The organism is Streptomyces sp. NPDC046197, assembly GCF_040646295.1.
Classification (GTDB): Bacteria; Actinomycetota; Actinomycetes; order Streptomycetales; family Streptomycetaceae; genus Streptomyces.
Map to the genome: position 1 here is coordinate 72,119 of NZ_JBEYZY010000028.1, position 14,546 is coordinate 86,664.

Consider the following 14,546-nt stretch of genomic DNA (forward strand, 5'->3'; position numbering starts at 1 on the left):
GCCTCATTCCGCGACGGCGGTGAAGCGGTGGACGACGCCGTCGTCCTCCCACGAATCGCCGGGCTCGGACAGGTCGACCTCGACGCCGGACGGCTCCAGCGCCGTCCGTATCCGCCGGCCCACCGGCTCGGTGACGAAGTTGTGGTGGAGGTCCAGCCAGGTCAGGTGCGTGAGCGGCTGGCCGCCGAGCAGCGCCGTCACGCCCTCGTCGGTGAGCACGCCGAGGGACAGGTCGAGCGACTTCAGCTGGGCGACGACCGGTGCTCCGGCGACGGCGGCGGCTATCTCGTCCTGGATCTCGCTGTTGCGCAGGCCGAGGTGGCGCAGCGCCGGGAACCGTCCCCCGGCCAGGATCGGCGCCAGGTCGGCGACCGTCGCATCGCCGCCGTACTCCTCGACACCGAGCCACATCTCGAGGTACTCCAGCGCGGGCAGCTCGCTGGCCGCGACACCGCGCACCACCTCGCCGGGCAGGCCGCCGGCCTCGAAGGAGAGCGTGCGCAGATGCTCGTGCCGCACCGCCGGGAAGCGCAGTCCGGTGCCGCCGCGGATCCCGAACTCCTCCAGCAGCGGATAGGCATCGAGGACCGGCGTGACATCGGACTGCTCGATCCAGGAGATCTCCGCCTCCTCCATCTCCAGGTCCCCGATGAACACGGCCTGAAGCCCGGTCAACCGGTCCCGGGCATCCACCAGGCGCTGCACGATGCCGCTGGAGTCGTTGTCGTACGGCTCGCCCCACTGGCCCACGACGATCGCGCGGACGCCGGCGCAGTCCACAGAGCCGAGGAAGCGGTCCCACAGATCTCCGAAATCCTCCGGTGCGGAGTCCCCGTAGGGATCGACGGCCAGCCGCCAGGCCACAGCGCCCGCCTCCGGCAGTTCTCCCGTCGCCCCGGGACCGGGGAAGTCGAAGGCCGGGAGGCCGTGCAGTTCCTGCAGATGCTCGACGTGGGACATGGCGCTGGCCTCCTGGGACCCGAACACGGTGCGATGGTCGCGAAGAGTTCTACCAAGCCGCTCTGACATCGCAGGCGACGGGCTGCGCAAAGGCCGGTCCAGGGGGCGTTGTCAGACCCCCGGCGTAGCGTCGTGGACATCGATCGGTGAAGCGCCGACGGGGAGGGAGACACGCATGTACCGGCAGGGGGATGTCCTGATCGTGCCCGTGGCGGAGGCGGCTGTGCCGCCGGGGACGGACGAGTTGCCGCAACAGCCGCGGGACGCGCGGGGACGGCTCGTGCTTGCTCTGGGCGAGGTCACCGGACACGCACACGCGGTGGTCGGTCCGGGCACCTTGTTCCGGGAGGTCGCGCCGTTCGCAGCCTCCTACCTCCACCTCCCCGGGGGTGGGCGGGTGGTGCACGAGGAACACGCGGCGATACCGCTGCCCAAGGGCTGGTACCGCGTGGTGCGGCAGCGTGAGTACGTGCCCGGCGCAGTGCGCGTCGTGGCGGACTGAGACAGCGGGGGAGTGGAACGGTGAGGACGTCGACGGGCACCGCACAGGCGGACATGGTGGCGATGTGGCGCGAGGTGGCGGCGGCGACCGGCCCTGCGGACCGCGCGGCTGCCGAGGAGGGGGTGCGCCTGGCTTACCGGTTGGCCGGCCTGCCCGAACCGGAGCGCATCGTCTGGGCGGGCTCGCCCCGTGAAGGTGTGGCACTGGCGGCACGGCTCACAGCGGAGGGCGTGGCCGGCCGCAGCGTCCGCGAAGCGGTCCGCACTCGGCCGTGGGCCGCCGCTCGGGAGCGTGTCCTCGACCGGCTCGGGCCGACCGGCTGGGCCGGGCACTGGGCCCTGACGGGCGCTCAGCTGTGGGATGGCACGGTCATGCTGACCGAGCGCATACGGACCGGCGTAGTAGAGGCGTCGGCCGGTGCGGCAGAGGGAGAGCAGGCCGTCCGGCTTGTACTGTTCGACGCCGTCCTGGGCCAGCACGACGCGGCCTGGCTGGCAGCCTTCGACGGCCAGGACGGCGAGGGGGCGCTCGACGGGATCGCCGCGGTCGCTCGCGCCGCCGGATGGTGGTGGCCGTACGAGAAGACTGCGGTCGTCTGCGAACGCCCCGTGGAGCTGCACCGTGACGAGGCGGGCCGGCTCGACCGCGGGGACGGACCGGCGCTCGCCTTCCCCGACGGATTCGCGCTGCACGCCTGGCGCGGCATGCCGGTCCCCGCAGAATTCCTCGAAGGGCTCGCCGGGCTGACACCCCGGCGGATACGCGAGGAGGAGAATGCCGAACTTCGCCGCGTGATGCTGGAGTACTACGGCTACGACCGCTATCTGGAGGAGTCGGGGGCCGAACCCGTGCAGCGGGACGAGGCAGGTGTGCTGTGGCGCATCGAACTGGAGGGGGACGAGCCGCTGGTGATGGTCGAGGTCGTCAACTCCACCCCGGAGCCCGACGGCACCCACCGCACGTACTGGCTGCGGGTACCGCCGCGGACCCGGACCGCACGGGAGGGCGTCGCCTGGACCTTCGGACTGGAGGAGACCGATTACGCGCCGGAGAGGGAGACCTGAGCCGACTTCATCATGTCCGCGGCGAGGGACGCCGCTCCTGGGCCGAGTACGTCGCGGCTCGGGCCGACGCCCCGCAGCAACCACCCGGAGCCGGCGGCTGCCGATGAGGATCACGATTCGTGCAGCTGCTGAGTTGACCGATAAGGTGCCAGGTCACGACCGCACCCCGTTCGATCCACGGGCCGGTCAGGGCTCTGCCGCAGCCGGTGGCACCTCCCCGGCTGCTGTGCTGGTCTCTGCCTGCCCAGGCCCTGGGACACGGGGGCGATCTCACGGCGGGGCAGTCGGGCCCCGGCCGACGGGTCAGGAGGAACGAGTGGCACAGATCATCGCCGAGGTCTCACGGACGTTCAACGAGTTTCTGCTCTTGCCGAACCGGACTCGGACCGACTGCTCGGCTGCGACCGTTGACCTGCGCACGCCCCTGGTGCGGCACGTCTGGGGCGAGGTGCCGGCGATCGAGCTGCAGTCCCCGTTCACGTCCGCGATCATGCAGGCCGTCAGCACACCCGATCTCGCGATTGCGCTCGCGCGCAACGGCGGTCTTAGCTTCCTGCACCACAACCAGCCGATCCAGGACCAGGCTGCGGCGGTCCGCCAGGTGAAGAACTTCAAGGCCGGATTCGTCACCAGTGACACCAACGTCCATCCCGACGACAGCCTGAGCCTCCTGGTCGACGTCATGCGCCGCACCGGTCACAGCACCGCCGCAGTCACCCACGACGGGACCGCCCACGGCCGCCTGCTCGGCCTGGTGACCTCCCGGGACTTCCACCCTCAGCGCCATGACCTGGACGGACCGGTCAGCGGCCGGATGACCGCTGTCGCCGACCTGGCCCATGCCGGGCCCGACACCACACTTTCCGAGGCCAACGCGCGGCTTTGGGACGAACGGCTGGACTGCCTCCCGGTACTGGATACCGAGGGTCGACTGCAGCACCTGGTGTTCCGTTCCGACTACACGGACAACAAGCGCTTCCCGAACCAGCTCGTGGACGTTGCCAAGCGTCTGCGTGTGGGCGCGGGTATCAACACCCACGACTATCGAGAGCGCGTCCCGGCCCTGCTGGAGGCCGGCGTGGACGCGCTGTGCTTCGATTCGTCCGACGGGTACAGCGACTGGCAGGCACAAGCTCTGACCTGGGTGAAGAAGCACTATCCGGAGATCCCGGTCGGCGGCGGCAACGTGGTCGACGGCGAGGCGTTCACCTTTCTCGCCGAGGCGGGGGCGGACTTCGTCAAGGTCGGAGTGGGCGGCGGCTCCATCTGCATCACTCGGGACCAGAAAGGCATCGGCCGCGGCCAGGCCAGCGCTGTGTTGGACGTCGCGGCAGCCCGGGATGCCTTCCGCGAACGCACCGGCGAGTACGTACCAATCTGCTCCGATGGCGGGCTGGTGCACGACTACCACGTGGCCCTGGCGCTGGCGATGGGAGCCGACTTTGTCATGATGGGGCGTTACTTCGCACGCTTCGACCAGGCGGCCGGCGCAAAGTTGCCCACCGGCGACGGCTTCGTCAAGGAGTACTGGGGTGAGGGCTCGAACCGGGCCCGCAACTGGCGGCGCTACGGCCAGGGAGGCCAGGAGCTGGTCTTCGAGGAAGGCGTGGACGGCTACGTCCCCTACGCAGGCGACCTCAACGAAGGGCTCGCCCTGACCTGCACCAAGCTCAAGACCACGATGGTCTCCTGCGGCTCCAGAACCCTGCCGGAGTTCCGGTCCACGGCCCGGCTGACCCTCGTTTCAGACCAGAGCTTCCAGGAGAGCCACGCCAACGTCACCCTGCGGGACACCCCGGCGACCGTCTCCTGACAAGCTGCCGGGTGCAGACGAGAGGACTACTGGCCGGAGAGGGACAGCGCACGGTTGGGCCAACCCGCTCCCGCCAGTAATTCTCGGCCCGGACACAAGGTGCCGCCCCAGGGCCTGTCCGGAGCTGTGATCATGTGGCGGGGAAAAGGGTTGAGGGGATGATCATCGGGCTGCTAGGTTTCAGTCGACCGTGACACCGCCCGAGGAGGTGAGACCCATGAACGCTGTATCGACGTGGGTGCTCCCCCTTCCCGTCACGGCCGGCGATTGACGTAGACGTCGCCGGGAGCGCCTCGACCACAAGGCACTCCCGAAAGGCAACACCTCATGCACTCTCTGAAGTTCACCGCTGAGTCGTCGTCGAACGGCATGCTCGAACGCGATTTCACCGTGGGCGATGTCCCCGGCGTTCTCTGGTCGCCGGCCTCCAGCGCAGCCGGCCGAGCGCCCCTGATCCTGATGGCCCACGGCGGCGGCAATCACAAGAAGCACCCGGCGATGTCCGGCCGCGCTCGCCTTCTCGTGACCGGCTGCGGCTTTCACGTCGCCGTCATCGACGCGCCCGGCCACGGCGACCGGCCGCGCACAGCGCATGACGAGGCGGAAATCGCCGAGCTGTTCCGGGCGCGGGCGGCGGGCGAGCCGGAAGGACCGATCGTCGTGCGCTACAACGACCACCTGGCGGAGCTCGCCGTACCGGAGTACCAGGCGACCCTGGACGCCCTCCAGGAACTCCCGGAGATCGGCACCGACGGGCCGGTCGGCTTCTGGGGCATCAACATGGGCACCGCGATCGGCGTACCGTTCGTGGCGATCGAACCGAGGATCACCGCTGCGGTCTTCGGTCAGCACTGGCCCGATGTCCTGGCCGAGAAGGCGAAGCAGATCACCATCCCGATCGAGTTCGACCTGCAGTGGGATGACGAGCACATCTCGCGCGAGGAGGGTCTCGCGTTGTTCGACGCCTTTGCCTCGAAGGAGAAGTCGTTGCACGTGAACTCGGGCAAGCACAAGGAACTGCCCAGGTTCGAGGCCGACAGCGCGGTGCGCTTCTTCGCCCGGCACTTCGGCGGAGCGGTCAGCCGGACGGCCTGACGTGCGCGGTTGCGGCGTCCGGCCCACCAGCCGGACGCCGCAACCGCGGCCCCTGGTTGAGGCTGCCACCGTCGCAGTTGCGCAGCATGCTGGAGTACAGAGCCGCCTGGTACAGCCGCGAAGTGATCGCGCTCGACCGCTGGTTGCCCTCCTCCGAGTCCTCCTGAACGGGGCAGCCCCCTACGGAGCGAGCCGTAGGAGCCCCCTTCGTTTACGAGGGGGAGGAGGTCAATCGGGCCACACGGGCGCCCGCTTGTCGAGGAAGGAGGCGATGCCTTCGCGAGCCGCCGGGGACTGGGAGGAGACGGCCATGACCTCCCCGGCGATCTCGTAGGCATCGGACTCCGGACGGTCCAGCTGAGCGTAGAGGGCCTGTTTGCCCAGCGCCTTGCTGGCCGGGCTGCCGCGGGTGGCGCGGGCCAGCAGTTCCTCGACTGCCGCGTCCAGCTCCCCGTCGGGGACCGCTCGGTTGATCAGTCCCCAGTCGGCGGCGGTGCGAGCGTCGATCACGTCCCCGGTGAGGGCCATCTCCATGAGCCTTTTGCGTCCGATCGAACGGGCCACCGGAACGGCGGGCGTATGGCAGAACCAGCCTCCCTTGCCCCCGGGGAGTGCGAACCCGGCAGATTCTCCGGCTACCGCCAGGTCGCAGCTCGCCACCAGTTGGCATCCGGCGGCCAGGGCCGGCGCGTGCACCCTGGCCACCACTATCTGCGGTACGGAATGGATGAGCTGCATCAGGCCGGTGCACAGCTCGAGCAGTCCCCGGATGTCGTCGGTGTCCGCGGCCAGGACGTCGGCGAAGTCGTGCCCGGAGCAGAAGACCGGGCCATTGGCTGCCAGGACGATGCCCGTGGCCGAAGAGTCAGCCACCTCGGTGAGGGACTTGTGCAGTTCCCTGAGCATGCTCCAGCTCAGGGCATTTCTGCGTTCGGGGTGATTCAGGGTGACCCAAGCGGATTTCCCTCGAGCCGCCACAGTGAGGTATTCGTACGCGGCCATGCCCCCACCGTACGCCAGGGTAATGCGCCGCGCTCTGGCTCCCGAGTGGAAAACCCCGGTGTGCCTTGCTGCCAGCGGCCGACCTACGACCATACGCAGCTGCACTACTCTGACTACTCGCGCGACCTCCGGCACTCTCCGGTAGGTCTGCGGGTTGCAAGATCACCGGATTCCGTGGTGGCGATAACGCCACATTCATCTTGTAATTTTTAAAGCATCAAATCGGAATCCAAATACCGCGCCTCTCGGACGATGATTTCACTCATACGGTTGAGCAGTTGCTCAAGTTCAAAATGGCAGGCTGCCTCTTCTCCAAGCTTCCGAGTTGTGGTCAGGACCTCTGGGAGTTGCGGCGGTGTCCACCGCGGAGAGATCCTCGGCAGCAGTGGGGCCGTCACCTGGGTGTGAGAGCCCTGGCGAAGATCGCGTGCCCCGGAAGCCGGTGACGCCCGGAGGCCGATGCGCCGCCTGCCGCGCGATGACCGGGTCCCACATCGAAGCCGGGCGACAGGAGCTGGACCGTGAATGACACCACCTCCACGCGCATGCTCGTCGTCGGCGCCGGCCCGTACGCCCTGTCTGCGGCCGCGCTCGCCCGAGAGCACGGCATCGACACAGTCACAGTCGGGCGACCGATGGGCTTTTGGCGCGAGCACATGCCCGACGGGCTGCTGTTGCGTTCAGGCCCTGATTGGCACCTGGATGCCACCGGGGAGCACACCCTGCGGGCCTACCTGCGCGAGCGACGCCTTACCGCTGATGAGGTCGACCCGATCCCCGTCTCCGTCTTCCTCGGCTATGCCGACTGGTTCCGCCACGCGAAACAGATAGCGGTCCGGGAGGAGCTGGTCACGGGCGTCACCCGGCACGACGGCACGTTCGAGACCGAATTCTCCGGAGGTGGACGCGTGCGGAGCGACGTGGTGGTCGCTGCCCCCGGCGTCGGCTATTTCGGGGAGCTCCCGGGCTGGGCTGCCGAGGTGCCGCCTGACCGCGCCGCCCACAGCAGTGATCTGATCTGTTTCGACACGCTGTCGGGACGGCGTGTTCTGATCGTTGGAGGCCGGCAGAGCGCGTACGAGTGGGCGGCGCTGATCAGTGAGCACGGTGCGGAGCGCGTCGATGTCGTGCACCGCCATCCTGCGCCCCGCTTCGCCCCCGTGAGCTGGGACTTCTTTGACGACTACGTGGAGAACACGCTGGGCGTGGAAGGTTGGTGGCGGCGGCTGACGTCCACGGAGAAAGCCGCGATCCACACGCGGTGCTGGCAGGCTGGACGGGCGACGCTGGAACCGTGGCTGCCGCCGCGCCTGCCCTCTTCCGTCGTCCACGTCTGGCCGCAATGCCAGGTGGTGCACGTGGATGGCGGCGGGGGGAGCGGCGGCTGCATGAAGATCACCCTGTCGAACAGCGAAACTCTGCTGGTCGACCAGATAGTGTTCGCCACCGGATACGCAGCTGACCTCAACCGCGTCCCCTACTTGGCCGGCTTGCTCGACCAGATCGCCACCCGCAACGGCTTCCCGGTACTCGACGAGGGCTTCCAGACCACTGTGCCCGGCCTCTATCTCACCGGCTTCGCGGCCACTCAGGACTTCGGCCCCTTCTTCGGCTTCGTCAAAGCCGCACCGGCATCCTCCACCGTTCTTCTGCGGGCGCTCCAGTCGCGCTGGAGCTGACCGACACGCTCCCGGTGTTCTTGGCCATGGGGCGACCAACCGGCGCCGGCGAAACAGCTTGTCCAATTCACAGGACCAGGGTGACTGGGCATGCCGCGGGGGAGCGTGGCCGGTGGCCGGACGTCACTGGTACACCCCACCCGGCCGGGGCTTGGACGGTGCGAGGAGCTGTTTGACGGTGACGAACGTGTAGCCGCGGGCTTCGAGAGTGGAGATGAGGCCGGGAAGCGCGGCGACCGTACCGTTGTAGCCACGATTGGTCGGGTCCACCCGGTCGTGCAACAGGATGATCCCGCCGGGGCCGGTCTGGGCCAGGATCCGGCTGGTGATCAGTGCGGAGTCGGTGGTCTGGTAGTCAGATCCGCTGGCGCTCCACAGGACCTGTGCCATGCCGAGCTGCCGGCAGATCGCGGTGATGGCCGCGCTCGTGCGGCCCTGTGGCGGGCGCAACAGGACCGGTCGACGGCCGATGACCCTGGCCACGGCATCGCGGCCCTGGATGATCTCCTTGCGCGCCTCGGCCGGGCTGATCTCGGTGAGGATCTGGTGGGACCAGGTGAGTGTCTCCACCTCGTGGCCTTCTGCGGCCATCCGCCTGACGGTCACCGGGTATCTCATGACATGGTTCTTGCCAAGCGTGAAGAACGTGGCGTGCGCGCCGTACCGGCGCAAGATGTACAGGATCTGTGGGGTGCGAACGCTCGGTGAGTCGTCGAAGGTAAGCGCTACGCACTTCGCTTTCCGGCAGTCGACGGACCCGCCGGGGCGCCGGGCGGGCCCGGTCGTCGCGCCGCTCGCCGACGGCATCTGCCCAGTGACTCCAGCCCGCGGGGTCACATCGTTGCTGCCACCGCAGCTGCACAGGCCGAAAGTCAGCACTGCTGCGGTCACCATGGCGGCCACCCTTGTGACTGCTCCCTGCATTCGATAGGTCGCAGTCCGGGTATTCCGAACGCAGCGGTCTCCGGCTCCTGGCGAAATATTCCGGGTTGGCTTTGATTCGAGAGCACCTCGATGAGACGGACGAGGCATATTTGGAGATTAGCCCGGACGGGTTGCGCGGGCACCTGGGATGACTCCGAGGCGGCTCCGCTCACGGGTCATGGGCGAGGTCATGGGCGAGAACGTGCAGATGGTGCCCAACGGGATCAGCCGGATCAGCTCTTCTGTCACCTGCGGCACCACGGCAGGCTCGAGGCGTGGTGGTGACGGGCGGCGTCTGCCTCGGCCCGTACCGCCAGGCAGGCGGACGCCGGAGGGGCGGCTGCTCGTACTTCCGGTCCTCGTCTCTGAGCCTCCGTCTCCGCCGGCCTGGGGCTTCGACACCTGGTGAGGCGGACGGCAACGCGACTGTCGGACGCCCCCGCTGACCTGGCTGACCCCTGCATCTGGCTGGGTTGTGGCACGAGCCTCAGCCGACGACAGTCGGCCACGATGGCGGGTGCGCCGTCCGACCACGGACGTGTAAGTCTCGCTGTACCCCCCAACGGCCTTGGCCACGCTACCGGCTTGTGGTCGTCGGCCGGACGCCAGGGCCGTTGCGTGGCGGGGGTGCCGGAGCGCCGTGCCTATGAGATTTCAGCTTGGGAATCTGCGATCATTCGCGGCGGCCGCTGGGGAGGGGCTGTTCCGTCCAGATGGACTTGCCGGTGGGGGTGTGGCGGGTGCCCCAGCGCTGGCAGAGTGCGGAGATGAGTTGCAGGCCGCGGCCGCCCTCGTCGGTGGGGGAAGTGTGGCGGATGTGCGGCGTGGTCATCGGTGCCGTCGGGGTGGGCCACCGCCGGGGGCGGCTGACCGGCGCTGGCGTACGACAGAAGCCGGGTCACCGGGTCGTAGATGCCGTACAGGCAGGTCACGAAGACGTCGGTTCCCTTGCTCGCCGACGATGTCGTTGAGGTGGCCGAGGATTTCGTCGGGCGGCAGCTCCAGCTCCGAGGGGGTGCGGACGGCCGTGCGGAGCCCGCCCATGGTAGCGGCCTCGGCCATGCCGTGGCCCATGACGTCGCCGATCACGAACGCCACCCGGGCCGCGGAGAGCGGGATCACGTCGTACCAGTCGCCGCCGACGTCGGTTCCCTGCTTGGCCGGCTGGTAGCGCGCCGCTGCCGTCACCTCGGGCAGCGTGGGCAGTTCCTGCGGCAGCAGGCTGCGCTGGAGGGTACGGGCCCGGGTCGTCGCCTCGTCGTAGAGCCCGGCCCGCTCCAGGGCCTGCGCGATCAGTCCGCTGAGCGCGGTCAGCAGCGTTCGTTCGTCATCGTCCAGCACCCGCGGTCGCCCGAAGGAGATCACCGCCGCGCCGCTTCCGCGCCCCGATACCGCCGGCGGCAGAAAGGCCCACGCCTGCGTGCCGCCCTCCCTGATCAGGATGTCGGTCCCCGGGTAACGCTTCAGGAACTCCTCCGGGGATGAGAGGTGGACGGGGGTGCGGGTACGCAGTGCGTCTCCCACCGGGTTCCTGGTGTCCCTCGCTGCCCATTGCCCGTCCAGCAGTCGGGTGAAGTGCGGGCGGCGGTGTCAGCTCTGATTGTGCGGGGCGGGAGAAGGTGCTGCCCCGCTGTCGTCAGGGTCCTGCTGTACCCCGGCGGTGGGTTTCGGCGCAGCCGGTTCCGGCAGGGTTCTGAAGAGCAGCCAGGCCAGGGCGGGCATCGCGATCAGCGGGGTCAGGGCCGTCTGGAGGGAGGTCGCGTCGGCGATGCTGCCGAGGACCGGGCTGGTGAGGCCGCCGACGCTGACGGCGAGCCCGAGAGTGACGCCGCTGGCCGTGCCGACGCGCGCGGGCAGGTAGTCCTGGCCGAGCGTGACCTGCAGGGAGAACGGAACGTACAGGCCGGCCGAGGTCATCGCCACGAACAGGTAGAGGGCGGGGCCGGGGGCGTACACGACGCCCGCGACGGCGGCGACGGTCATCAGGTACGACCTGCGCACCGTGGTGATCCGGCCCCAGTGGTCGGCCAGCCTGCCGCCCAGCACGGTGCCCACCGCTCCGCCGATGTAGAGCACGAAGAGCGCCGCGGTGCCCGCGGCCATGCCGCCTCCTGTGTGCTGCTGTGCGTAGAACGGTATGAACGTGCTGAGGCCGATGAAGGTGACGGAACGGAAGACCACCGCCAGCGACAGCTTCACGAAGGAGACCTTGTCATCGGTCCCGGCTCTTGCAACGGCTCCTGGACCGCTGGGTCCCGTGCTCGTCAGGGCGCGCAGGACCGGAAGGCACAGCACACTGCCTGCGAGGGCCGGCAGCACCAGCGCCGGCGTGCACCGCAAACCGCCGACGGCCATCACGGTGGAGACCATCAGCGGCGCCAGCGCGAAGCCGATGTTGCCGCCGACGGAGAACCAACTCATCGCGATGTGGCTGCCCCCGCTGGCCTTCCGCGCGACGCGGGCAGACTCGGGATGATAGGCGGCAACTCCGATGCCGGAGAGGGCGAAGAACGCGAGCGTGAGCGCGTAGCCGTGGCTGAGGCCGCTCATTGCGATCCCCACTCCGCCCAGGAGTGTGCTCGCCGGCAGCAGCCAGGGCATGGCCCGCCGGTCGGTGAGCACGCCGAACAGCGGTTGTGCCACTGAAGACAGCAGTGACGCGGCGAGCACGATGCCCGAGGCAGCGGCGTAGGTGTAGTCGCGCTCGGCGACGAAGAAGGGGACGAGCGCCGACACGGACCCCTGGTAGACGTCCACGCACGCGTGCCCCAGCGACAGGAGGGAGATTGTTTTCTTCATTGACACGCAGCCATGGTCACGGCCGGGCATCGGGTCAGACTTCCGATAATCTGCCAAGTAATGACGCAGATCCGCCATCAGTCGGTGGCACCGACTCGCATGCGCTGGCTTGCACCCGGCGCCGGCATAGACGCCCACCGCCACGATGACCACCAGATCGCCTACGCCAGCCGCGGAGTGCTGGCCGTCACCACCGACGCGGGCACATGGGTGGCACCGGCCAACCGCGCCATCTGGATACCGGCCGGAGCCCCGCACGCCCACCGAGCCCACGGCAAACTTGAACTGCACCTCGTCGGCCTGCCTCCCACCGACAATCCGCTCGCCCTCGACTACCCGACGGTCCTCAAGGTCAGCCCCCTTCTACGGGAACTGATCCTCGCCTACACCCGCGACACCGAGGCCGGCGGCAGCTCTCAACGGGTCCGGCTGCGAGCTGTCCTGCTCGACCAGTTGAGCATCTCCCCCCAGCAGCCCCTGCACCTGCCCGCTCCCACCACTCCCCGCCTCAGGGCACTGTGCGACATCCTGCAGGCCGACCCGGCCGACAACCGCACCCTGGCTGCACTGGGCAGGCAGGCCGGAGTGAGCGACCGTACGCTGTCCCGGCTCTTCCAGGCCGAGTTCGGTATGACCTTCAGCCAATGGCGCACCCAACTACGCCTTTACCACGCCCTAGTGCTCCTCGCAGAGGACACACCGGTGACCGCGGTGGCCCACCTGTGCGGCTGGTCCTCCGCCAGCGCCTTCATCGACGTCTTCCGCCGCGCCTTCGGGTACACACCGGGGTCTCTCAGGACCCCGGCTCCGCAGCAGAGCCGCACTTGGTGAACCCAACCTCCTCACTGTCACACCGGGGCAGGACGTGTTCTCCGGCGGCAAGGCCGAACCGCCCGTGGAATCAATGGACATGGTGCGCCGCATCGCACCCGTACGCGCACGACGTGCCGAGACCGGCCTTCGACGCGCCTGAGGCCGCCCGCCACAGTCGGCCCTGGGTCGGCAATCCCTTCGTGCCGGGGTCAGTGCGTCTGACGTTGCCAGACCGAGGGGCTGACGCCTCGGGTGCGCTTGAACGCCACACTGAAGGCGAAGGGGTCCTCATAGCCGACCTCGTGGGCCACGGCGGCGACGGTCGTCTCGGTGTCCCGGAGCAGGTCCGCCGCTACGGTCATGCGCCAGCCGGTGAGGTAGGTGAGCGGGGGTTCGCCGACCAGCGCGGCGAAGCGGGCTGCGAACGCTGCGCGGGACATGCCAACCCGGGCGGCCAGCTCGGCGACCGTCCACCGACGAGCGGGGTCCTCGTGCAGCAGGCGCAGCGCCTCACCGGTTCCCGCGACACCGAGCAGGACGACGTTGAGCATCAAAGTGGCTGCCCACGAGGTGATGACGGTGATGACGGGGACCGTGATCGCTTTGCGGGACAAAGGGGCGGCGGCCAGGTTCCGGGGTGGGAACGCCGTGCTCGGTGTCGGTCGGGTGCCGGGGATGCCGGTCGGCGTGGTCCGCCCGGTGGCGGGGCCTGCTGGGCTCGACGGCCGGCGGGAGGTTCGGGGAGGGCATGGCGCCTTCTTGTCGACTGTGTGGCCGCGAGGACCGGCACGGGCCGGGCGGGTGCCGGTCCCCGCAGCAGGGCACGGGAATTGCGGTGGGTTGGAAGAAGCAACCGTCGAAGGGGAGGGTGCGGCCGGTGATGCAGTCGGCGTCGTCGGAGGCGAGGAATGCGGATCCGGCGGCAACCTCCTGGGGCTGCGCGAGCGGCCGAGCGCGCCGTGCACCTCGATCCACTGGGGCAGGGACACGGTGCCGCGGAGTTTGGGGTGCTGGTGGCCGGGGCCGTGTTCGGCGGCCATGTCGGTGGCGGTGCCCCCGGGAGCGATGGCGCTGTTGGTGATGCCGCGCCGGCCCCGTTCGGCGGACAGGCGTCGGCGCGCAGCCCGTAGGCACGGGCGCCGTCGGCGCCGAGCGCGGAGACGAGGTCCTGCGCCGCCCACCGTGGCGGGCGAGACGCCGAACAATGGCGGCGAGCTGCCGCGCGGTCATGAGCTCACCGAGCGCAGAAAGTGAGCCGCAGTACGATCTCGCCGTCGTCGATCTCCCCGGTGGGCTCGAACCCGAACTTCTGGTAGAAGGGCCACGGTTCGCCGTCGCCGGGCTCGTAGCTGGTCAGCAGCTCGGTGGCGCCGTCCGCGCGAACCAGTGCGGCGATCTGCGTGAGCGCCTCTCGGCCGATCCCTCGCCTCTGGTACCGCTTGTCGACAAGGAGGCGCCAGAGGAAGTGCCGCCCTTTGAAAGGACCAGCCGGCGGTTTCCACGACATCATCACGAAGCCGACTGGCTCCTCTCCGCGGTACACGGCGCGGTACCAGGGATTGGCCTCCGGTTTCCTTGCCGCCTCCTTGAGCGACTTGGAAACCGAGGCGACGAATTGCTTCTGGTCGCCTCGGACGCGGAGGGCACGAACGGCATCCTCGTTGTCGTCGGTGATCTCCCTCAGGTGCACGCCTGGGGACCTCATGCCACATCCCTTCCTGCATCCGGCAGCTGCCCCATCCGGGCTGGTGTGAAGAGCCGCCACCGGGCGGCATTTCCTTCCGCGTACGCGTTTTCAATGACGCCAGGTCGGGCGTCTTCGCAGCGTATTCGACACAGGCGATCTGGGGTGTGACTGGCACGCCGGGCTGTGACCGCGCCCAAGGCAGCTCCTT

General features: G+C 69.1%; 12 protein-coding genes and 2 pseudogenes. 6 read left to right on the forward strand and 8 right to left on the reverse strand.

The annotated features are described in order from the left end of the window. Positions 1 to 3 precede the first annotated feature (3 nt). Positions 4 to 960, reverse strand: a complete 957-nt coding sequence (locus AB0A61_RS30805) for an STM4015 family protein (protein ID WP_361299494.1) — start codon at positions 958 to 960, stop codon at positions 4 to 6. Positions 961 to 1,135: 175 nt separating this feature from the next. On the opposite strand from AB0A61_RS30805, the gene AB0A61_RS30810 reads away from it, so the two are divergent. From AB0A61_RS30810 to AB0A61_RS30825, 4 genes are all read left to right on the forward strand, one after another. Then, positions 1,136 to 1,462, forward strand: a complete 327-nt coding sequence (locus AB0A61_RS30810; RefSeq protein WP_361299435.1) for a hypothetical protein — start codon at positions 1,136 to 1,138, stop codon at positions 1,460 to 1,462. 53 nt (positions 1,463 to 1,515) lie between these two features. After that, positions 1,516 to 2,526, forward strand: a complete 1,011-nt coding sequence (locus AB0A61_RS30815; RefSeq protein ID WP_361299497.1) for a DUF6745 domain-containing protein — start codon at positions 1,516 to 1,518, stop codon at positions 2,524 to 2,526. 316 nt (positions 2,527 to 2,842) lie between these two features. Then, positions 2,843 to 4,339, forward strand: coding sequence for an IMP dehydrogenase (locus AB0A61_RS30820; RefSeq protein WP_361299438.1), 1,497 nt, complete (start codon positions 2,843 to 2,845; stop codon positions 4,337 to 4,339). Positions 4,340 to 4,666: 327 nt separating this feature from the next. Next, positions 4,667 to 5,434, forward strand: coding sequence for an alpha/beta hydrolase (locus tag AB0A61_RS30825; RefSeq protein WP_361299441.1), 768 nt, complete (start codon positions 4,667 to 4,669; stop codon positions 5,432 to 5,434). A 228-nt stretch (positions 5,435 to 5,662) separates the two neighbouring features. On the opposite strand, the gene AB0A61_RS30830 is transcribed toward AB0A61_RS30825, so the two are convergent. Continuing rightward, positions 5,663 to 6,436 (reverse strand): enoyl-CoA hydratase-related protein, encoded by a 774-nt coding sequence (locus AB0A61_RS30830; protein ID WP_361299444.1) that lies wholly within the window; start codon positions 6,434 to 6,436, stop codon positions 5,663 to 5,665. Between the two features lie 521 nt (positions 6,437 to 6,957). On the opposite strand from AB0A61_RS30830, the gene AB0A61_RS30835 reads away from it, so the two are divergent. Next, a complete protein-coding gene (locus AB0A61_RS30835) occupies positions 6,958 to 8,115 on the forward strand; it encodes an NAD(P)-binding domain-containing protein (protein ID WP_361299447.1) in 1,158 nt (385 codons plus the stop codon). A gap of 123 nt (positions 8,116 to 8,238) precedes the next feature. On the opposite strand, the gene AB0A61_RS30840 is transcribed toward AB0A61_RS30835, so the two are convergent. The 4 genes and pseudogenes from AB0A61_RS30840 to AB0A61_RS30855 form a co-directional block, all read right to left on the reverse strand. After that, positions 8,239 to 9,147 carry a polysaccharide deacetylase family protein gene (locus AB0A61_RS30840; RefSeq protein ID WP_361299450.1) on the reverse strand — a complete coding sequence of 303 codons (909 nt, stop codon included), beginning with the start codon at positions 9,145 to 9,147 and terminating at the stop codon, positions 8,239 to 8,241. Positions 9,148 to 9,712: 565 nt separating this feature from the next. Continuing rightward, on the reverse strand, positions 9,713 to 9,871 hold the full coding sequence (locus AB0A61_RS30845; RefSeq protein WP_361299509.1) for an ATP-binding protein: 159 nt from the start codon (positions 9,869 to 9,871) through the stop codon (positions 9,713 to 9,715). A 1-nt stretch (position 9,872) separates the two neighbouring features. Then, positions 9,873 to 10,557: pseudogene (locus AB0A61_RS30850) on the reverse strand (GAF domain-containing SpoIIE family protein phosphatase); the annotation flags it as partial. Positions 10,558 to 10,629: 72 nt separating this feature from the next. Further along, positions 10,630 to 11,838, reverse strand: a complete 1,209-nt coding sequence (locus tag AB0A61_RS30855) for an MFS transporter (protein WP_361299500.1) — start codon at positions 11,836 to 11,838, stop codon at positions 10,630 to 10,632. A gap of 60 nt (positions 11,839 to 11,898) precedes the next feature. Between AB0A61_RS30855 and AB0A61_RS30860 the strand changes: the two genes are divergently transcribed. After that, complete coding sequence (locus AB0A61_RS30860) at positions 11,899 to 12,669, forward strand: helix-turn-helix transcriptional regulator (protein ID WP_361299453.1); 771 nt, start codon at positions 11,899 to 11,901, stop codon at positions 12,667 to 12,669. Positions 12,670 to 12,860: 191 nt separating this feature from the next. On the opposite strand, the pseudogene AB0A61_RS30865 reads toward AB0A61_RS30860, so the two are convergent. Together AB0A61_RS30865 and AB0A61_RS30870 are read right to left on the reverse strand one after the other, a co-directional pair. Next, positions 12,861 to 13,166, reverse strand: a pseudogene (locus AB0A61_RS30865) (AraC family transcriptional regulator); the annotation flags it as partial. A gap of 719 nt (positions 13,167 to 13,885) precedes the next feature. Further along, positions 13,886 to 14,341: a GNAT family N-acetyltransferase gene (locus tag AB0A61_RS30870; protein WP_361299456.1), complete on the reverse strand. Its 456-nt coding sequence runs from the start codon at positions 14,339 to 14,341 to the stop codon at positions 13,886 to 13,888. Positions 14,342 to 14,546 lie beyond the last annotated feature (205 nt).